We start from the raw sequence: 20,190 nt of genomic DNA, 5'->3' as shown, positions 1-20,190 counted from the left end.
CTAGCTACCCGCAACGGGTTAAAATCACCGCTGCCATTTCTTCTGTGGATTTCCTGATATGCAATCGCTGATACACACCGCCGACCGCATCGTGGTCAAGGTCGGCTCCAGTCTGGTGACCAATGACGGCAAGGGGCTGGATCTGGCCGCACTGGCGCGCTGGGCCGCCGAAATCGCCGAGCTTAAACGCCGCGGCAAGGAGGTCATGCTGGTTTCCAGCGGTGCCATCGCCGAGGGCTGCCAGCGCCTGGGCTGGGCGACCCGCCCCAAGGCGGTGCATGAGTTGCAGGCGGCCGCAGCCGTCGGCCAGATGGGGCTGTGCGAAGCCTATGAACAAGCCTTTCGCCAGCATGGCCTGCAAACGGCACAGATTCTGCTCACCCACGAAGACCTGGCCGACCGCACCCGCTATCTGAATGCACGCACCACCTTGTCCACGCTTATGGCGCTGAATGTGGTGCCCATCATCAATGAAAACGATACGGTGGTGACTGCCGAAATCCGCTTCGGCGACAACGATACGCTGGGCGCGCTGGTCACCAACCTGATCGAAGCCGATGCGCTGGTCATCCTCACCGACCAGCAGGGCCTCTTTAGCGCCGACCCGAGAAAACACCCCGACGCCGTCTTCATTCATGAAGCCAATGCCGGCGACGCCGCACTGGAAGAGATGGCCGGTGGTGCCGGCAGCAGCATAGGTACCGGCGGCATGCTGACCAAGATACTGGCCGCCAAACGCGCGGCACGCAGCGGCGCGGCCACCGTCATCGCCTGCGGGCGCGAACATGATGTGTTGTCGCGCCTGGCGGATGGCGAAGCGATCGGCACTCAACTTCTCGCCACCACCACGCGCATGGCCGCGCGCAAACAGTGGCTGGCTGACCATCTGCAACTGGCAGGAAAACTGGTGCTGGACGCTGGTGCAGCGCAAGCGGTACGCGAGCGCGGCACCAGCTTGCTGCCTATCGGCGTGCGCGCCGTTGACGGCGCTTTTTTGCGCGGTGATGTGGTGGCCTGCATCGACAGCGACGGCATCGAAGTGGCGCGCGGCCTGGCGAACTACAGCTCGGACGAAGCGCGCCTGATCATGCGCCGCCCGACACGCGAAATCGAGCAGGTGCTGGGCTATCTGGTCGAGCCCGAGCTGATCCACCGCGACAATATGGTGACGCTGTAGCCCCTGCCCCCTGCCCCCTGCCCCCGCACCCCTCACCCGGCGCTGACGCGCCACCCTCTCCCCAAGGGGAGAGGGATTGCATGCGGCCGACTAAGGGTGCACGGCTGCGCATTCAACTGCATATTGTAGTGCTCTAATCATCACAAACAATCTTTACAGCAAACGATATGCTCCTCTCGCCCCGGCGGGAGAGGGATTGCATGTAGTGCTCTAATCATCACAGACATCTTTACAGCGAACGATATACTCCCCTCGCCCCAGCGGGGAGAGGGGCAGGGGGTGAGGGGGGAGGCGTGCTCCTGCTGTTTTGCTAGTCTGCAATCCAGACCAACAAACCGGATGCCAGCGCATGCCATCCCTGCTTGATCATGCCCGCGCGCTGCGCCTGCGGCAAACCGAGGCAGAAAACCGTTTATGGTTTCACCTGCGCGACCGCAGGCTGGGCGGGTTCAAGTTTCGCCGCCAACATCCGCTTGGCCGCTATATCGCCGACTTTGCCTGCCTTGAAGCCCGCCTCATCGTGGAGGCGGATGGTGGGCAGCATCAGTGGCAAGCGGCGCGCGATGAAGAGCGCGATGCCTATCTGGTGGCACAAGGCTATCTCGTGCTGCGTTTCTGGAACGATGCCATTCTTGCCCATACCGAGGATGTGCTTGGCGAAATCCTGCGGCAGTTGCACGCCAGACCCCTCACCCGGCGCTGACGCGCCACCCTCTCCCCAAGGGGAGAGGGATTTCATGTCCTACCTCATCGAAGACATATCGGCTTGGGGTGATCTGTCGAACGGCAGGCTGCGCAACTCTGCGCGCCGGCATAGCAGGCCAATTCAAGAGAAAAGATATCGTTCAGCACACAACATGCTCTCTTGCCCCTCCGGAGAAACGGATTTCATGCAGAGCCCCATCGAATGCAAACTCGAAATGGAGATGGTTTCTCATGTGGAAGACAGAACCATTCGAGAACAAAGATATCTTCCAATGCTCGGCATACGCCCCGCTCCCGGCGAGGGAAAAGGAGCTCAAGTGACCATTTTCGGCATGCATGTCAGAAAGATATGCTCTCTCATACGGAAAGCAGACCCATTCGCGAGCAAAGATGTCTTCCAACGCGCGGCATACGCCCCTCTCCCAGCCGGGGAGAGGGGTTGGGGGCGAGGGGATTTAAGCGTCGGGCTTTTTGTCGTGCTTGAGCTCGATGGCACGCACGATGACATAGGCAATCATTGAGCACAGAAAAAACAGCAACATCATCCAGGCGATGGACTGCAGCGTTTCAATCAGCGTGCGATACAGCTCCAGCGTCCAGCGCATGCCGTTAAGCTCCAGCGCGGCCGATTCGCGTGTGGCGGTCACATACTTTTCCAGCTCCCACAAACGCACCCCGCCCGAGACGCCGACCACGATCACGGCAAAACGCAGATAACGGCGCCAGGCATCAGCCAGCTCGTCACCGACGATGCGCGACAGAATCTTGCCCACCGCACCATCAAAAAACTTTGCCGTTATCAACGATGTCACCAAGGCCACCAGCAGCGTGGCACCCAAGAGCGCATAGAACATATGATTTCCCCTTAGTCCAAATTTATTGCTTTGCGATTGTAACAGCTTGCTTAGTCGCGCACCTGCAAACCAAAGTGGGTATAAGCCAGCGCCGTGACCATGCGCCCGCGCGGCGTGCGCTGCAAATAGCCTTGCTGGATCAGATAAGGCTCGATCACATCTTCTATGGTGTCGGTCGACTCGCCGATCGCTGCCGCCACATTGTCCAGCCCGACCGGGCCGCCGCCAAACTTGTCCAAGATCGCTTCCAGCAATTTGCGGTCCATCACGTCCAGACCGGCCGGGTCCACATCCAGCATGGCCAGCGCCGCGTCGGCCACTTCGGCGGTGACCACGCCATCGGCTTTGACTTCGGCGTAGTCGCGCACGCGGCGCAACAGACGGTTGGCAATGCGCGGCGTGCCGCGACTGCGCCTTGCCACTTCAAATGCGCCCTCGCCCGCCAGCTGCACGCCCAGGAGACCGGCCGAGCGGGTGACGATGCGGGTCAGCTCTTCGGCGTCGTAAAACTCCAGCCGCGCCACAATGCCGAAGCGGTCGCGCAGCGGATTGGTCAGCATGCCGGCACGGGTGGTGGCACCAATCAGGGTAAAGGGCGGCAGATCTATCTTGACCGACCGCGCCGCCGGCCCCTCGCCTATCATGATGTCGATCTGGTAGTCCTCCAGCGCCGGGTAGAGGATTTCCTCCACTACCGGCGAGAGGCGGTGAATCTCGTCGATAAACAAGACGTCGTGCGGCTCGAGATTGGTCAATAGCGCAGCCAGATCGCCGGCGCGCTCCAGCACCGGGCCGGAAGTCTGGCGCAAATTCACTCCCAGTTCGCGCGCCACGATATGCGCCAGCGTGGTCTTGCCCAAGCCCGGCGGGCCGAACAAAAGCACATGATCCAGCGCCTCGCCGCGGCGCTTGGCCGCCTCGATAAAGATTTCCAGCTGGCCGCGCGCCTTTTTTTGCCCGACATATTCGTCAAGTAGCTTGGGGCGCAGCGCCCGCTCCTGCGCGTCTTCGTGCGCGGACAGGCTTTGCTGGGTCACGATGCGCGGCGCGGGTGCGCCGCCCATCAACTTGTCGGTTTCTATCATCTTGCGCTTGTGTCCTGACGGCTATTTTTTGCGGCCATTGGCCGGCTTGAGTTTGATGGAGATGCCGCCGCGCCCCTGCGTGGCTTTTTTCACCTCGAACCAGCCGGATTTTTCCACCAGTTCGGAAATCTTGCGGTAGCCGTAGTTGCGCGGATCGAAGTCGGGCATCCATTGCCCCAACAGGCTGTTGGCACCGCCAAGATCCGCCCAACCATCGTCATCGCCACTGGCTTCAATCGCCTTCTGAAACTGGGCGCGCAGCTTGCGATCCAGCGGACGCAACACCGGCTTGGCCGCGACCGGCGCCTTGACGCGCCCGCCCTCGTCCTTGCCCGCGGCTTCCGGCTCGGCCTTGGCCTCATCCGGCTCGCGCAAGACTTCGACGTAAACAAATTTGCTGCAGGCGTTCACAAAGGCAACCGGCGTCTTTTGCTCGCCAAAGCCCCAGACATCCAGCCCGTCTTCGCGCAAGCGCGTGGCCAGACGGGAAAAGTCGCTGTCGCTGGAGACCAGGCAAAAGCTGTGGAAGCGCTCGGAGTGCAGCAGATCCATCGCGTCGATCACCATCGAGATGTCGGACGCGTTCTTGCCCTTGGTATTGGGAAACTGCTGGATGGGGTGGATGGCAAAGCGCGCGCACAGATCGCGCCATGCCCTGTCGTGCTTGCTAAAGTCGCCGTACACGCGCTTAAGGGCGAGCACCCCGAGCTTGCCGGCTTCTTCCAGCACATCTTCTATCCAGGCCGGCGACACATTGTCGGCATCAATCAGTACGGCGACATTGGCCATGACTTATCCTTTCATCAGGTTTTTCAGCGCATAGCGTACACCTTCGCTGACACCGCTATCGGCCGGCATGCCCTTGATGGCGGCCGCCGCTTCCTTTTCGTTGTAACCCAGCGCCAGCAAGGCGCCGATGATATCGCTTCTGTCGTCGGCCATCATCGCCAGCGGCAAGCCGCCCGGCGTGGCCACCAGCGAACCGGTCATCAGCTTGCCGCGCAGCTCCAGCACCAGGCGCTCGGCGGTTTTCTTGCCGATGCCGGGCACCGCAGACAGGCGTTTGACGTCTTCGCCGGCAATCGCCAGCGCCAGCTCGTCGGCGGTCATGCCCGACAGGATGGCCAGCGCAATTTTGGCGCCGATGCCGGACACCTTGATCAGCTGACGAAAGGTCTGCCGCTCTTCCTTGCTGGCAAAGCCGAACAGGAGATGGGCGTCTTCGCGTATCACCAGATGGGTATAGAGCGTGGCGGCCTGCCCCAGCGCCGGCAGCTGGTAATAGGTATTCATCGGCACATCGACTTCATAGCCGACACCGCCTACATCCAGCACGATCTGGGGCGGCAGCTTTTCAATCAGGGTGCCGGATAGGCGTCCAATCATGGGGTTTCTTTCTAATAGAGGAATTCAGGATTTGCCATGGGTGGCGAAGCGGGCGCTAACGGATACGCCCTTAAGGAGATTACGCCAGCCGGCCGTTTTTGACGCGCAAACCCTGCCGCGCCAGCACGCCCATCACGCCGCCGCTATGGTTGGCATGCGCCAGCGCCACAGCCAGCGCGTCGGCGGCATCCTCCTGCGGCGTACCGGACAGGTTCAGCATCTTGACCACCATATACTGCACCTGCTCCTTGGGGGCCTTGCCCTGGCCGACGACCGATTGCTTGACCTGCAGCGCAGTATATTCGGCAACCGGCAAGTCCTTCATCACCAGCGCCGCCACACAGGCGCCGCGCGCCTGACCCAGCATCAGGGTGGAGGCCGGGTTGACGTTGACGAATACCTGCTCAACTGCGGCTTCGGTCGGCTGATAGGTGGCAATCACATCGTGGATGCCGGCAACAATCACGCGGATGCGCTCGGCCAGACTCGCGCCGGGTACGGTACGGATGCAGCCGGAAGCGACATAATGGCGCTGCGAGCCGATCAGGTCGATCACGCCAAAGCCGGTGATGCGGCTGCCCGGGTCTATGCCCAGAATGCGCCGGGTCATGGATGTAAACGGGAAGCGGCAGCTAAGGCCGTGGCCGGCACGCGCCCCCTGCCCTGGTTTTTACGCCCCATTCACGGCTCCGCATGCCCAGCTCTGCGCCAGCATATTGGCTTCGGCCAGCCGCTCGGGCGTGCCCACATCCAGCCATATGCCCGGATGCAACGCGCCGCTGACCTGCCCATGCGCCATCGCCTGACGCAAAAGCGGCGCGAGCTTGGCCGGCTGACCCGCGGGCGTCGCGGCAAACAGCGCCGGGTGATAGAGGCCGATACCGGAGAAAGTCAGCCCCGTGCCCTGCGCTGGCGAGGCTGCCAGCAGGCCATCAGCCAGCAAGCCGAAGTCGCCGCGACTGTTATGGACGGGGTTGGACACCAGCACCAGGTGCGCCAGACGCGTTTTGCCATCCAGCAAGGCGGCCTGGGCGGCGAGCTGGCCAAAATCGATATCGGTCAGCACGTCGCCATTGACCACTATAAACGGCGCGTCCCCCAGCAAGGGCAAGGCGGTGGCGATGCCGCCGGCCGTCTCCAAACCCTGCTCGCCCTCGGCCGAGTAGCGGATAGACAGGCCATAAGCGGCCCCCTCACCCAGCGCGGCTTCTATCTTGGCGCCCAGCCAGGCGTGGTTAATCACCACCTCGCGCACGCCGGCCTTGGCCAGACGCTTGAGATGCCAGCCTATCAGCGGACTGCCTGCCACCGCCAGCAAAGGCTTGGGAGTGGTATCGGTCAGCGGGCGCATGCGTTCGCCGCGCCCGGCGGCCAGTATCATTGCGCGCATGATCAGCCCTTGAAGCCCAGCACCGGGTAGCTTGATTGCAGCTCGGCATCGGTGTCGTCCTTGCCTACCAGCTCGACCAGCAGACCGTACAAGGGTGCCAGTTCGCCATAACGGCGCGTGGTGCGCTTGAGGTATTTGATAAAGCGCGGAATCTCGGGCCGGTATTTTTCCTTGCCGTCGCGATGATGAAGACGGGCAAAGATGCCGGCGACCTTGAGGTGGCGCTGCACGCCCATCCACTCGAAGGCGCGGTAGAAGTCATCGATACTGTCCGGCACCGGCAAGCCGGCGGCGCGCGCCTTTTCCCAGTAGCGGATCACCAGATCCAGCACGAAAGCCTCGTCCCACTCGATAAACGCGTCGCGCAGCAAGGACACCAGATCGTAGGCAATCGGGCCGTATACCGCGTCCTGGAAGTCGAGCACGCCGGGCTTGCCGGCGGTCAGCATCAGGTTGCGCACGATATAGTCGCGGTGCACATAGACCTTGGGCTGCGCCAGTGCCGCATCCAGCAACACGCGGCTCATCTCGCCCCATACCTTGCGCTGGGCAAAATTCAGCGGCTTGCCGATTTCCTTGTCGCAGAACCACTCGGGAAACAGATTCAGCTCGCGCGCCAGCAGTGCTTCGTCGTAAGGCGGCAACACCCCTTCGCGACTGCCTGACTGGATTTCGATCAGCGTATCGATCGCCTCCAGCAGCAGCATCTTGTGCACTTCACGCCGCGTGTCGTGCTCCAGAGCGGCGAGGAAGGTCACCTTGCCCAGATCCTCCAGCAGCATCAGGCCCTGTTCGCGGTCACGGTCGAGAATGGCCGGCACATGCACCATGGCAAACACCTCGCGTGCATGCACATAAGCATCGGTATTCATTTTCTCCGGCGGCGCATCCATCACGATGCGGCTGCTGCCATCCGGGAAGATGGCGCGAAAATAGCGGCGAAAGTCGGCATCGGCGGCGGCAAACTCAACCTGAATGTCGGTTTGCGGAAAGCGCGTGGCTAGCCACGTTTTAAGTACATTGAGTCGCTGCATGGTGGCTTCATTGCGAGATTGGTACAATTGTGCGATTGTACCTTCATTTTTCGGGTTCACCACACGTACCTGAGCGCCCATGCCAGCCATTTTCCGACCGACTCCCCTCGTTGCCGCGCTAGCCGCGCTTTTTCTTGTGCCCCCTGCGCTGGCCGATGCCCTGCCGGCAGGTTCGCTGACCGTCACGGCCGATGAGCTGTCCGGCCAGATGGACAATGAGCTGAAGGCGCGCGGCAATGTCGTCGCCATCCGCGATGACCAGACCATTACCTCGGACTGGCTGAATTACTACGTCAAACGCAACGAGCTGATCGAAGCCGGCGACCGCGTCCATATGATCCAGCCGGGCAGCGATATTCTGTCCCAAAAGCTCGACTACTCGATGGCCAGCCAGCAAGGCCGCGCCGACGATGCCGTATTTGCCTTCCAGCAGGGCAAGGGGGTGCTGCGCGGCAAGAGCGACGAGCTGAAAATCCTGGGCGACAAGCACTACGAGCTTAAGCGCACCACGGTCAACACCTGCGACCCCGGTGACGAGTCCTGGTATCTGAAAGCCACCACCGTCGATGCCGACTACACGCGCAATGTCGGCGTGGCGCGCAATGCCCGCCTGTATTTGGGCGGCGTGCCGGTGCTGTATACGCCGTGGATGGACTTTCCGCTGGATGGCGGACGCAAGTCCGGCCTGCTGTTCCCGACCTTCAGCGTGGGCAGTGATGGCCTCGATATCACCACACCCTACTACTGGAATATCGCGCCCAACTACGACGCAACCATTTTCCCGCGCTATATCGCCAAGCGCGGCCTGATGCTGGGCGGCGAATTCCGCTATTTGCAGCCCGGCTATCAGGGCCAGATGTACACCGAGCAGATAGAAGACAAGGAAACCGACACCCATCGCTATCTGTGGAAAGGCCAGCATCAGCAGCAGATTTCACCCGAGCTTAGCTGGGGCTTTGATGGCAGTTATGTCTCCGACTTCGATTATTTTGACGATTTCAGCGACCGCCTGGCCCAAGTGTCCAGCGACAACCTCGAGCGTCAGGCCTGGGCCAGTTACAACCTGGGCTGGGGGGCGGCCACCATACGCGCACAGCGTTACCAGACCCTGATCGAGAATGCCCGCGGCGGCGTGATTCCCTATGCCCGCCTGCCACAAATCACCTTAAACGGCGGCCAGAACTTGCCCGAAGGCTTCGCCTGGAACCTGCAGTCGGAAGCGACCCGCTTCTCGCATCCCGACCTGCAAGAAGGCGACCGCCTGATGCTCAACCCCTCGCTAAGCTGGCGCGCCGATGCCAGCTGGGGTTATATCCAGCCCAAGCTGGGGGTCAATTTCCGCCAATATGCATTGGACTCGCTGGGCAGCCAGGCAGCACGCAACGAAAGCATTACCACGCCGACCTTCAGCGTCGACTCCGGCCTCTATTTCGAGCGCGAGAGCGAGTTTGCCGGCAGCCCGCATACCCAGACGCTGGAGCCGCGCCTGTACTACGTCAAAATTCCATACCGCGACCAGGCTTCCTTACCCAATTTCGACAGCTCGATCAATGACTTTGACTGGACCCAGCTGTTTTCCGAAAACCGCTACTCGGGCTGGGACCGTCTCAATGAAGCCAACCAGCTCACTGCCGCCGTCACTTCCAGCTATATCGACAATGACTCGGGTCTGGAGCGTTTGCGCGTCGGCATAGGCCAGCGCGTCTACTTCAGCGAAGACCGGGTCAAACTCTATCCGGGTGAATCGGTACGCGACAATGTGTCCGATATTCTGGCGACCGTCGGCGGCGACCTGACGCGCGATCTGCGTCTGGATGGCGCCATCCAGTACAACCCGGAACAGGGGCGCACCGAAAAGTACAATGTCGCGCTGCGCTATCACCCGGAAGCGGGCAAGGCGCTCAGCCTGCGCTACCGCTACGACCCGGACGAGCTGGTCGAAGTCAACGGCACGGCGGTGAACTATCCGACCCGCCAGATCGAACTGGCCGGCCAGTGGCCGATTACCCGCCAGCTCTATGGCGTTGGCCGGGTGGAGTACTCACTGGCAGCCAAACAGGCTTTCGACACGCTGGCCGGCTTTGAATACAACGCCGGCTGCTGGACCTTCCGCATGGTCGGCCAGCGCTTCGTCACCGATATCGACGAGTTCAAGACCTCGGTCATGTTCCAGCTGGAACTCAAGGATATGTCCAGCTTCGGCAAGGTGACCGATACCCTGCGCCTGGCCATTCCGGGCTACAGCAAAACCAATGAATGATGCCAACCATGCCCATGATTAAAAAAACACTCGTCGCCGGCCTGATGGCTGGCTTGTTCTCCGTGCAAGCCCCCGCCGCCATCGTCACACTGGACCGCATTGTGGCGGTGGTGAACAAGGACGCCATCACCCAGTCCGAGCTGAATGCACGTCTGGCGCAAGTGGAAGCCAACCTCAAGCGCCAGAACGTGCCGCTGCCGGCTGCCAATGTGCTGCAGCGCCAGGTGCTCGACCAGATCGAGCGCGAGAAGCTGCAACTGCAATATGCCGCCAATAACGGCATCAAGATCAGCGACAGCGAGCTGGATGACACCATTGTGCGTCTGGCCCGGCAGAACAATACCGATGTGGCCGGCCTCAAAGCCCGCCTGGTGAAGGAAGGCAGCAGTGTCGATGCCTTTCGCGACAACCTGCGCCGCGAAATCTTGCTGGAACGCCTGAAAGAGCGCGTCGCCTCGTCCATGGCCAATGTGTCGGATCAGGAAGTCGAGCAGGTGATGAAAAGTGCGCAACATGCGCAAAAAAGCGAATACCAGCTAGCCAATCTGCTGGTCAGCGTACCTGAGCGTGCCGACAATAAGACGCTGGAAGCAGCGGCACAAAAGGCTGCGCGCGCATTGGCTGACATCAAGGCCGGCAAGCCGTTTGCCCAGGTCGCCGCCAGCTATTCGGATGCCAAAAACGCACTGGATGGCGGCGCCATAGGCTGGCGCAGCAGCACGACCCTGCCGCCGGATCTGGTCGCCTTGCTGGAAACCTTGCCCAAGGGCGGCCACACCGAAGTGATCCGCACCCCGTCCGGCTTCTATATTTTCCAGCTGCAGGACAAACGTGACCGTTCGGCGCCGCTGATGGTCGAGCAATACCACGCCCGCCACATCCTGATCCGCACCAATGAAGCGGTATCGGAAGCCGATGCCCGCACCCGCATCCAGCAAGTGCGCGACCGCCTGCAACAAGGCGCCAAATTCGAGGATCTGGCCAAACGCTTCTCGGAAGACGGCAGCGCAGCTCAAGGCGGCGATCTGTCATGGATGAACAAGGGCGATACCGTACCCGAATTCGAGCGCGCCATGATTGCACTCAAGCCGGGTCAGGTCAGCGAACCGGTGCGCAGCCCCTTCGGCTGGCATTTGATCCGTCTGGAAGAAGTGCGTACCCAGGATGTCTCCGGCGAGCGCGAAAAGCTGGCCGTCAAACAGGAAATCCGCCTGCGCAAAGCCGAACAGGCTTATCAGGACTGGCTGCAGCAGCTGAAAGACTCGGCCTTTATCGAAGACAAGCTGGAAGAGAAGTAAGGGAGCCGGGAGCCGGGAGCCGGGAGCCGGGATTCAGTGTTAAGGCCTGCCGCGCCCGCGTCAACACCGCAGACGCCTGCTCCCAAGTCCCGGCTCCCAGTTTCCGAGTCCCTCCCTTCCCTACAACCCATTTCGGCAGAGACATCATGCAACCCATTCTCGCCATTACCGCCGGAGAGCCTGCCGGCATCGGCCCCGATCTGGTGCTGGCGCTGGCCGCGCAAGACACGGCGGCGCGCTGCGTCGTGATTGCCGATAAAACCCTGCTAGCCAGCCGTGCCCGGCAACTGAAGCTGGATGTCGTGCTGCACGACTGGCAAGCCGACGCCAAACCGGCACCCGGCGTACTGGAAGTGCTGCATGTGCCCTTGGATGCGCCGGTGACACCCGGTGTACTCGATCCGGCCAATGGCGCTTATGTGCTGGAAACGCTGGATGTGGCCATCGATGGCTGCGTAGCCGGCGAATTCGATGCCATGGTCACCGCACCGGTGCACAAGGGGGTGATTAACGATGCCGGCGTTCCGTTTACCGGCCACACCGAGTATCTGGCCGAGCGCACGCAAACGCCGCGGGTGGTGATGATGCTGGCCGGCGGCGGCATGCGCGTGGCGCTGGCCACCACCCATCTGCCGCTACGCGATGTCGCCGATGCCATCCAGTGCGATATGCTGGCGGCGGTGATCCGCATTTTGCACACCGATCTGGTGAGCAAATTCGGCATCCACCAGCCGCGCATTCTGGTCGCCGGCCTGAACCCGCATGCCGGCGAAGGCGGGCATATGGGACGTGAAGAAATAGACGTCATCGAGCCGGTACTGTCCATGCTGCGCGGCGAAGGCATGAATCTGATCGGCCCCTTGCCGGCAGATACGCTGTTCAACCCCGATAAACTGTCCCGCGCCGACGCGGTACTGGCGATGTATCACGACCAGGGCCTGCCGGTACTCAAATACGCCAGCTTCGGCGCCGGCGTCAATATCACCCTGGGGCTACCCATTATCCGCACCTCGGTCGACCACGGCACCGCGCTCGATCTGGCCGGCTGCGGCAAGGCCAACCCGGGCAGCCTGTTCGAAGCCGTCGCACTGGCGGCGCAAATGGCACGCGCCAAAAATAGATAAGGGGAATGAGGAGCCCACTCCCCACTCCCCATTCCCCTATCATCATCACCGTTTTTCGCAACGCAACATCTAGGATAGAATAAGAGCATTATTTTCCTTCCTCGCTGGTAGCCTCGATGAACGCCCCCGCCCATCCGCGCATCCGTGAAATTCCGTACAACTACACCTCCTACTCCGACCGCGAAATCGTCATCCGCCTGCTAGGCGAACCGATGTGGGACAGCCTGAACACCTTGCGCGGCGAGCGCCGCACCGGACGTTCGGCACGCATGCTGTTCGAGGTGCTGGGCGATATCTGGGTGGTGGATCGCAATCCTTACCTGGTCGATGACCTGCTGGATAACCCCAAGCGCTTGTCCGCCCTGACCGAAGCCATGCGCCACCGGCTGGGTGAAATCGAGAACCGGCGTGATGGCAATGACACGGTCGGCCGCATGATTGCTGCGGCCCATGCCGCCGTAAACACCTTTGAAGCGCAGTTTGGCGAAACCCGCGAATTGCGCGCCCGCGCCCTCAAGGTGCTGGGCAAACACACCCGGCGCGACAATATCCTGTTCGACGGTCTGGCCCGGGTGTCGCACGTCACCGACGCGACCGACTGGCGCGTCGAATATCCGTTTGTGGTGCTGTGCCCGGATAGCGAAGCCGAGATTGCGCCCTTGGTACGCGCCTGTATCGCACTGGGGCTGACCCTGATCCCGCGCGGCGGCGGCACCGGCTATACCGGCGGCGCCGTACCGCTGGACCGGCGCTCGGCGGTCATCAATACCGAGAAGCTGGATCAGCATCGCGGCGTGGAATACATCGGCTTGCCCGGTCTGGAAGGCCAGCGCGCCACCATACAATGCGGCGCCGGTGTGGTCACCGCACGCGTGTCGGAAGCGGCGTCGGCCGCCGGCCTGGTTTTCGCCGTCGATCCGACCTCGGCCGAGGCCTCGTGCATAGGCGGCAATGTGGCGATGAACGCCGGCGGCAAGAAGGCGGTGCTGTGGGGCACGACGCTGGACAACCTCGCCTCGTGGCGCATGGTGGACCCGGACGGCAACTGGATGTTTATCGAGCGCATCGCCCACAACTACGGCAAGATCCACGATATTGACAGCGCCACCTTCCGCGTCAGCCGCCTCAAGGACGATATGCAGACGGTGCTGTCCAGCGAGGAACTGGTGATTCCGGGTTCGGCTTTCCGCAAGGTGGGTCTGGGCAAGGATGTGACCGACAAATTCCTCGCCGGCCTGCCCGGCGTACAAAAAGAGGGCTGCGACGGCATCATCACCAGCGCGCGCTTCGTGCTGCACAAGATGCCGGCGCATACGCGCACCGTCTGTCTGGAGTTTTTCGGCACCGTCGCCCAGGCTACGCCGGCCATTGTCGAAATTACCGACTACTTCAAGCCGGCCGGTGCCGGCCTGCGCGCAGGCGTGCATCTGGCCGGCCTTGAACACCTGGACTGGCGCTATGTGCGCGCCGTCGATTACGCCACCAAGGCCAAGGGCCGCGGCCGACCCAAGATGGTGCTGATTGCCGACTTGGTATCGGACGACGAAAACGCTGTGGCCGAAGCGGCCAGTGCCGTAGTGCGCTTTGCCAATGCCCGCACCGGCGAAGGCTTTATCGCGGTGACACCCGAGGCGCGCAAGAAATTCTGGCTGGACCGCTCGCGCACCGCCGCCATCGCCCGCCACACCAATGCCTTCAAGATCAATGAAGACGTGGTGATTCCACTGGATCGCCTTGGCGACTACTCCGACGGTATCGAGCGCATCAATATCGAACTGTCTATCGCCAACAAGCTGCGTCTGGTCGACACCCTGCGCGAATGGTTCCACGGTCCGCTGCCGCTGGACAAGCAGGGCATAGACATGGCCAGCGACGAGATTATCGGCGACCGCCGCGCCGCCGCCCTGTCGCTGCTGGCGATTACCCGCGACCGCTGGCAATGGCTGCTGGACAATATGGACGCGCCTTTTGCCGACTACATCCAGCGCTGGCCCAAGGCACCACTGGAGAGCACGAGCGAGCAGCCGCAAACCGTGTTTACCGCCATGCGCGACTTTGCGCTGCGCGTCAGCTGGAAGAACGAGCTATTAACCGAATTCGAGACCCTGTTCTCCGGCAAGTCCTATAGCGGCATACTCGATGCCTTGCGCGCCCAGCAGCAGAAGGTGCTGCGCGGACGCGTATTCGTGGCGCTGCATATGCATGCCGGTGACGGCAATGTGCATACCAACTTGCCGGTCAACTCCGATGACTACGATATGCTGCAAACCGCGCATAAGGCGGTAGCGCGCATTATGGCGCTGGCGCGCAGCCTGAATGGCGTGATCTCGGGCGAACACGGCATCGGCATCACCAAGCTCGAGTTCCTGACCGAAGCCGAGATCCAGCCTTTCCGCGACTATAAGGCTCGCGTCGACCCCAACGGCCACTTCAACCGCGGCAAGCTATTGCCCGGCGCCGACCTCGCCATGGCCTATACGCCGTCATTCGAGCTATTGGGTGCGGAGTCGCTGATTCTGGAGGCATCCGAAATCGGCGAAATCTCGGACATGGTCAAGGACTGCCTGCGCTGCGGCAAATGCAAGCCGGTGTGTTCGACCCATGTGCCGCGTGCCAACCTCTTATACAGCCCGCGCAACAAGATTCTCGGCGTCGGCCTGCTGACCGAGGCTTTCCTGTACGAAGAACAGACGCGGCGCGGCGTCTCGCTTAAGCATTTTGAAGAGCTGTCCGATGTGGCCGACCATTGCACGGTCTGCCACCGCTGCGTCAAGCCTTGCCCGGTCAATATCGACTTTGGCGATGTCTCGGTCGCCATGCGAAATTTCCTCAGGAAAACCGGCAACAAGAAGTTCAATCCCGGCACCGCGGTCGGCATGGCCTTTCTGACGGCCAAAGACCCGGCCACCATCAAGGCCATGCGTGTAGGCCTTACCGGCATCGCCTATAAGGCACAGCGCCTGGGCTTCGAACTGGGCCGGCGCATCGGTCTCACCAGCAAAAAACCGACCCAGCCGGCCGCCACCGTCGGCACTGCCCCGATCAAGGCGCAGGTGATCCATTTCATCAACAAGCCGATGCCGGGCGGCCTGCCCAAGAAAACCGCGCGCGCACTCCTGGATGTAGAAGACGCCAATGTGGTGCCGGTGATCCGCAACCCCAAGGTCGCCGAAGACGCCGAAGCGGTGTTCTACTTCCCGGGTTGCGGCTCGGAGCGGCTGTTCAGCCAGGTCGGCCTCGCCACTCAGGCCATGCTGTGGCATGTCGGCACCCAGACTGTGCTGCCGCCGGGTTATCTGTGCTGCGGCTATCCGCAAACCGCCTCCGGCTTTGCCGACAAGGGCGAACAGATCACCACCGAAAACCGGGTGCTGTTCCACCGCATGGCCAATACGCTGAACTACCTCGATATCAAGACCGTGGTCGTCAGCTGCGGCACCTGCTACGACCAGTTGGCCAAGTACCGCTTCGAGGACATCTTCCCGGGCTGCCGCATTATCGACATCCATGAATACCTGATGGAAAAAGGAGTGAAGCTGGAAGGAGTAGCCGGGCAAAAGTATATGTACCACGACCCCTGCCATACGCCGATGAAAGCCTACCAGCCGATCAAGGTCGTCAATGAACTGATGGGCGGTGGCGTGGCGCTGAACGACCGTTGCTGCGGCGAATCCGGTACCTTTGCCGCGGCGCGGCCGGACATCGCCACCCAGGTGCGCTTCCGCAAGGAAGAGGAAATTAATAAGGGACTCTCGGCGCTAGGTGCCAGCGACAAGCCGGTGAAAATCCTCACATCCTGCCCATCCTGCCTGCAGGGCTTGAGCCGTTACAGCCCGGATACCGGCACCGAGGCCGACTACATCGTGGTCGAAATTGCCAAGCATGTACTTGGGGAAAACTGGATGAAGGACTACGTCGACAATGCTAGGAGCGGCGGCGTAGAACGCGTCTTGCTGTAAACCGGATGGCCATCTGCACAAGGTGGCCATTTTTCTTTAAGAAATGCCTCCATGCGTCCTAAACCAAACACCGCACTCCTGATCATTGATGTCCAGCAAGGACTGATCGCCGGCCCGCCGCCGGCTACCCGCGCGATGTCGCTGATCGCTGTGATCAATGCAGCCATTTCGCTCGCCCGTTCGCGCAGCATGCCGGTACTGTTCGTGCAGCACGACGGCCCGGCCGACAGCCCGCTTGCGCCTGGCAGCGACACCTGGCAACTGCACGGTGCGCTCGCGCGCGAAGCAAGCGATACGATCATCCACAAGACCGCAGCCGACGCCTTCTGCCAGACATCCCTTAAAGCGACGCTGGACGCGCTAGCGGTCGACGCGCTGTGGATCGCCGGCTACGCCAGCGATTTCTGTGTGGACAGCACCGTGCGCAGCGCGGCAATGCAGGGCTACGCAGTCACGGTGATCGCCGACGCACACGCCGGCAAAGACCGGCCGCATATCGGTGGCGACGCGCTGATTGAGCACTGCAACTGGGTGTGGGCGAACCTCGATGTGCCCGGCGCTCCGCTACGGGTGCTACCGCTCGCCGAGCTGAGTGACTGCATCGCCTCAGGCAGGTAGCGGCGGCGGCGATGCAGTGCCCAACCGCTGCCACTGCAGCCATATCAGGTACGCCGTCGCGCTACCGAGCAGCAGGTTGACCAACGGCATCGCCAGCCACACACCATCCAGCGCGAAAAAGAGCGGCAGGCCGTACAGCGCAGGCAAAAGCAACACAGTCTTGCCCAGCGTCAGCGCAAGCGCCTGGCGCGTCGCGGCCATCGATTGCAAGGCAAGGGTGCCGACAATCGCCAGACCGTCGAACGGTAAAGCGCTAAGATGCAAGCGTAGCGCGTGCGCGCTTGCCGCGAGCAGTACCGTGTCGCCGGCGGCTACATACAGGCGGGCAATGCTGCCGGCAAAAAGCTGGATCGTCGCCAGTGCGCACAAAGAAAGGATCCAGACCGTCCACAATCCGTAGCGTAGCACGGCGCGTGCATCCTGAGCGTGCCCCCCGCCGATCGCCTGCCCCAACAGCGGCTGGACGCCAACCGCAAGACCGTGCGCGACCAGCGTGAACACCATCTCGGTGTAGCCGGCAACCGCGTACGCGGCGACACCCTGCGTACCTCCATACACCAGCAACTGCTGGTTATGCGCAAACAACACCAGCGCGAGGTTCAGCTCCATCATCAGGCTGGATGCACCCAACTGCGCAATGTCGGCCAGATGCGCGGGAAGTGCACGCATCCGCACCCGGGCTGGGCGCAAGCTTGCGCGCGCCGAACCGAAATAGCCCACAGTCGCGACGACGACAAAGCCCATCGCGATCAGCGATGCCTGCGCCGAACCGGCCAGTCCATGGCCGAGCACGCCGACAAACCAGTAGTCGAAGCCGATATTGAGCCCGGTCGAGGCCACCATCAGCGCAGTCGCCAGCCGCGGCCGCCCGTCATTGCGCAACAGATAGGTCGCCAGCATCTGGCCGCACAGCAAGGGACTGCCGCCAAGCATCCAGCCAAGATACGCCCGCGCCTCGCGCAGCAGGGTTTCGTCGTTCCCCGCACCCAAGAGACGCAGCCAGGACTCGAGTCCGGCCAGCCCCAGCAGAGCCAGCAGCGCACCCCCTAGCAAGGCCAGAATGGCAACAGCCATCAGCACTTGTCCCGCCGCCTCGGTCCGCCCCTCGCCCACCAGCAACGCGATACGGGTCGACGCACCCATGCTCAACAAGGCGCCAACGCCGATCTGCACCATTACCAGCGGATAGGCGAGATTGATCGCCGCCAGCCCGACCGGGCCGACGTAATGGCCGACAAAGATGCCATCGACCACCACATAGCAGCCGGTCACCAGCATGGCCAATACGGAAGGAATGACATAACGCCAGAAGCGGACGGTGACGGGCTCGTCGGGACGGGACATCGGGGCAAAGATTCAGGCGAAAGCCGAATTTTAGCACGTTAGCAAGCACTCCCGTTTTAGATAGATCAGGGAGGCCATCCGCTCGCCAAGCCTGGCACAAAAATGACATATGTTTGATGGTAGTCAAGTAACTGCAAGCGGCATATCCTATGCTGCGGCACAGCAGTCAGCTTTCCGCCTGCGGCGGAAAATATCTGCTCGGCCGCCGCTTAATAACCCGAAATCATAATTTCAGTAAAAACAAATCGTTCTCGCCGCCGTCACCTCCAGCTAACATAGCGTTGATGCGGCTGTAGCCGGAACCGAAGAACAAGAGAGTGACCATCGTATGGCAATTCCATCCAATATGACCGCGGAGCGCGTGCTCAGCGTCCGCCACTGGAACGACACCCTGTTCTCGTTCACCTGTACCCGCGACGAAAGTCTGCGTTTCATCAATGGCCAATTCGTCATGATAGGGCTGGAAGTAAACGGCAAGCCCCTGATGCGCGCCTATTCGATCGCCAGCGCCAACTACACCGAAGATCTGGAGTTCTTCAGCATCAAGGTGCAGGACGGTCCGCTGACCTCGCGTTTGCAGCACCTGAAAGAAGGCGATACCGTTCTCGTCAGCCGCAAGCCGACCGGCACACTGGTACAAGACAATCTGCTGCCGGGCAAGAATCTGTATCTGCTGTCCACCGGCACCGGCCTTGCGCCTTTCATGTCCATCATCCAGGACCCGGATGTCTATGAGCGCTACGACAAGGTGATTCTCACCCATGGCGTGCGCTACAAAAACGAGCTGGCCTATGAGCAATTCATCACCGAAGCGCTGCCAAACAACGAGTATTTCGGCGAGATGGTGCGCGAGAAGCTGATTTACTACCCGACCGTGACCCGCGAACCATTCCGCAATCAGGGCCGGCTGACCGACCTGATCACCTCGGGCAAGCTCGCCGCCGACATTGGCCTGCCCCAGATGTGCCCGGAAAACGACCGCGTGCTGATCTGCGGCAGCCCGATGATGCTGGACGATCTGTGCCACATCCTTGACGGCATGGGTTATGTCGAAAGCCCGCGCATGGGCGAGCCCGGCCATTACGCCATCGAGCGCGCTTTCGTCGAAAAGTAATCGCCCCTTACCGACGCAAAAAAGGCTGACACCAAGTCAGCCTTTTTTCATGCATCGATCGCTTAACGGCGTTTGACGCGCACAATCTGGTATACGCCGCCAAAAATGGTTTCCTTTTCCCACACAAACTCATCCTTGCGCGTGGCGTAGGCGCTGATTTCCTTATGCCACAAAGCTTCGGCAAACGGCTCCAGCCAGCGGTTTACATACTTCAGCAGCCAGCCTATCGGCTGCCAGGCTTGCGGGCCATGGTAATCGACAAACACCAGTTCGCCATCCTCGGCAACCTGATTCAGCATATTGTCGACGATGGCCGCCTTGAGCGCCTCCGGCACCTCGTGCAACAGGAAGAAGCTGCACACCAGATCGAACGGCGCATCACCCTGCCAGGTCGAGGCATCGGCACGGATGACTTCCGCTTGCGGCCGGTCAGCCAGCTTGTTCAGGCTATGCTCGATCTGCACCGGCGTAATATCGGTCAGGGTGAAATGCCCATCCGGCCCCACCTTGTCGGCAGCACGCTGCACCAGATCGCCATAGACATGCGCGACCTGCCATACCCGCGAGCCCGGACGAATACGCTCGAGATAACGGCGCATCAGGCGCTGGTCATTCATAAACAATAAAGTGCTGACCACAATATTGCGGTCCAGCAGACCGGCTTTGACTGGGTTGACGTAAGCCCAGTCATACACCTCGGTCATATAGTCGGGCACGCCCTCGTAATAGGTCGCCCGCGTGCGGCGGGGAGGATTGGTGCTCATCAAAACACTCCGAGGCTAATCATGCATAAAAAATATCAGAACCTGATGATATTTTTATTGAGCCAGACCAAACAATTG

At 61.4% G+C, this 20,190-nt stretch carries 17 protein-coding genes; 8 read left to right on the top strand and 9 right to left on the bottom strand.

Features of this window, described 5'->3' with window-relative positions; translation table 11 throughout:
• Positions 1-58: 58 nt before the first annotated feature.
• Together proB and M3P88_RS11515 are read left to right on the top strand one after the other, a co-directional pair.
• Positions 59-1,177 (top strand): glutamate 5-kinase, encoded by a 1,119-nt coding sequence (gene proB / locus M3P88_RS11520; RefSeq protein ID WP_249616190.1) that lies wholly within the window; start codon positions 59-61, stop codon positions 1,175-1,177.
• Positions 1,178-1,526: 349 nt separating this feature from the next.
• Positions 1,527-1,880, top strand: a complete 354-nt coding sequence (locus tag M3P88_RS11515; protein ID WP_249616189.1) for an endonuclease domain-containing protein — start codon at positions 1,527-1,529, stop codon at positions 1,878-1,880.
• 457 nt (positions 1,881-2,337) lie between these two features.
• Here the strand turns inward: M3P88_RS11515 and M3P88_RS11510 are convergent, their stop codons facing one another.
• The 7 genes from M3P88_RS11510 to amgK form a co-directional block, all read right to left on the bottom strand.
• Positions 2,338-2,736 carry a hypothetical protein gene (locus M3P88_RS11510; RefSeq protein ID WP_249616188.1) on the bottom strand — a complete coding sequence of 133 codons (399 nt, stop codon included), beginning with the start codon at positions 2,734-2,736 and terminating at the stop codon, positions 2,338-2,340.
• 50 nt (positions 2,737-2,786) lie between these two features.
• Positions 2,787-3,821 (bottom strand): Holliday junction branch migration DNA helicase RuvB, encoded by a 1,035-nt coding sequence (gene ruvB, locus M3P88_RS11505; RefSeq protein ID WP_249616187.1) that lies wholly within the window; start codon positions 3,819-3,821, stop codon positions 2,787-2,789.
• A 21-nt stretch (positions 3,822-3,842) separates the two neighbouring features.
• Positions 3,843-4,610, bottom strand: a complete 768-nt coding sequence (locus M3P88_RS11500; RefSeq protein ID WP_249616185.1) for an NYN domain-containing protein — start codon at positions 4,608-4,610, stop codon at positions 3,843-3,845.
• Between the two features lie 3 nt (positions 4,611-4,613).
• Entirely contained in the window at positions 4,614-5,207 is a 594-nt protein-coding gene (gene ruvA, locus M3P88_RS11495) for a Holliday junction branch migration protein RuvA (RefSeq protein WP_249616184.1), read from the bottom strand.
• 79 nt (positions 5,208-5,286) lie between these two features.
• Complete coding sequence (ruvC, locus tag M3P88_RS11490; RefSeq protein WP_249616183.1) at positions 5,287-5,817, bottom strand: crossover junction endodeoxyribonuclease RuvC; 531 nt, start codon at positions 5,815-5,817, stop codon at positions 5,287-5,289.
• A 60-nt stretch (positions 5,818-5,877) separates the two neighbouring features.
• Positions 5,878-6,597 carry an N-acetylmuramate alpha-1-phosphate uridylyltransferase MurU gene (murU, locus tag M3P88_RS11485; RefSeq protein ID WP_249616182.1) on the bottom strand — a complete coding sequence of 240 codons (720 nt, stop codon included), beginning with the start codon at positions 6,595-6,597 and terminating at the stop codon, positions 5,878-5,880.
• A 2-nt stretch (positions 6,598-6,599) separates the two neighbouring features.
• Positions 6,600-7,631: an N-acetylmuramate/N-acetylglucosamine kinase AmgK gene (gene amgK, locus M3P88_RS11480; protein ID WP_249616181.1), complete on the bottom strand. Its 1,032-nt coding sequence runs from the start codon at positions 7,629-7,631 to the stop codon at positions 6,600-6,602.
• 79 nt (positions 7,632-7,710) lie between these two features.
• Here amgK and M3P88_RS11475 point away from each other — a divergent pair, with 79 nt between their 5' ends.
• From M3P88_RS11475 to M3P88_RS11455, 5 genes are all read left to right on the top strand, one after another.
• Positions 7,711-9,891 (top strand): LPS-assembly protein LptD, encoded by a 2,181-nt coding sequence (locus M3P88_RS11475; protein ID WP_249616180.1) that lies wholly within the window; start codon positions 7,711-7,713, stop codon positions 9,889-9,891.
• A gap of 8 nt (positions 9,892-9,899) precedes the next feature.
• Positions 9,900-11,189: a peptidylprolyl isomerase gene (locus M3P88_RS11470; RefSeq protein WP_249616179.1), complete on the top strand. Its 1,290-nt coding sequence runs from the start codon at positions 9,900-9,902 to the stop codon at positions 11,187-11,189.
• Positions 11,190-11,335: 146 nt separating this feature from the next.
• The gene (gene pdxA, locus M3P88_RS11465) at positions 11,336-12,313 is read left to right on the top strand and encodes a 4-hydroxythreonine-4-phosphate dehydrogenase PdxA (RefSeq protein WP_249616178.1); all 978 of its coding nucleotides are present in this window, start codon (positions 11,336-11,338) and stop codon (positions 12,311-12,313) included.
• A 116-nt stretch (positions 12,314-12,429) separates the two neighbouring features.
• Entirely contained in the window at positions 12,430-16,272 is a 3,843-nt protein-coding gene (locus M3P88_RS11460; RefSeq protein WP_249616177.1) for a DUF3683 domain-containing protein, read from the top strand.
• A gap of 51 nt (positions 16,273-16,323) precedes the next feature.
• Positions 16,324-16,890: a cysteine hydrolase family protein gene (locus tag M3P88_RS11455; protein ID WP_249616176.1), complete on the top strand. Its 567-nt coding sequence runs from the start codon at positions 16,324-16,326 to the stop codon at positions 16,888-16,890.
• Here the strand turns inward: M3P88_RS11455 and M3P88_RS11450 are convergent.
• Positions 16,879-18,234: an MATE family efflux transporter gene (locus M3P88_RS11450; protein ID WP_249616175.1), complete on the bottom strand. Its 1,356-nt coding sequence runs from the start codon at positions 18,232-18,234 to the stop codon at positions 16,879-16,881. The two genes, M3P88_RS11455 and M3P88_RS11450, sit on opposite strands and share 12 nt — an antisense overlap.
• Positions 18,235-18,562: 328 nt before the next feature.
• On the opposite strand from M3P88_RS11450, the gene M3P88_RS11445 reads away from it, so the two are divergent.
• A complete protein-coding gene (locus tag M3P88_RS11445) occupies positions 18,563-19,348 on the top strand; it encodes a ferredoxin--NADP reductase (protein ID WP_249616174.1) in 786 nt (261 codons plus the stop codon).
• A gap of 62 nt (positions 19,349-19,410) precedes the next feature.
• Here M3P88_RS11445 and rquA read toward each other — a convergent pair whose 3' ends face one another.
• Positions 19,411-20,112 carry a rhodoquinone biosynthesis methyltransferase RquA gene (gene rquA / locus M3P88_RS11440; protein ID WP_249616173.1) on the bottom strand — a complete coding sequence of 234 codons (702 nt, stop codon included), beginning with the start codon at positions 20,110-20,112 and terminating at the stop codon, positions 19,411-19,413.
• Positions 20,113-20,190: the final 78 nt, after the last annotated feature.

This window comes from Craterilacuibacter sp. RT1T (assembly GCF_023502145.1).
Taxonomy (GTDB): Bacteria; Pseudomonadota; Gammaproteobacteria; order Burkholderiales; family Chromobacteriaceae; genus Craterilacuibacter.
The sequence above is the reverse complement of the archived record's forward strand: the minus strand, read 5'-3'. Positions and strand labels throughout refer to the sequence as shown.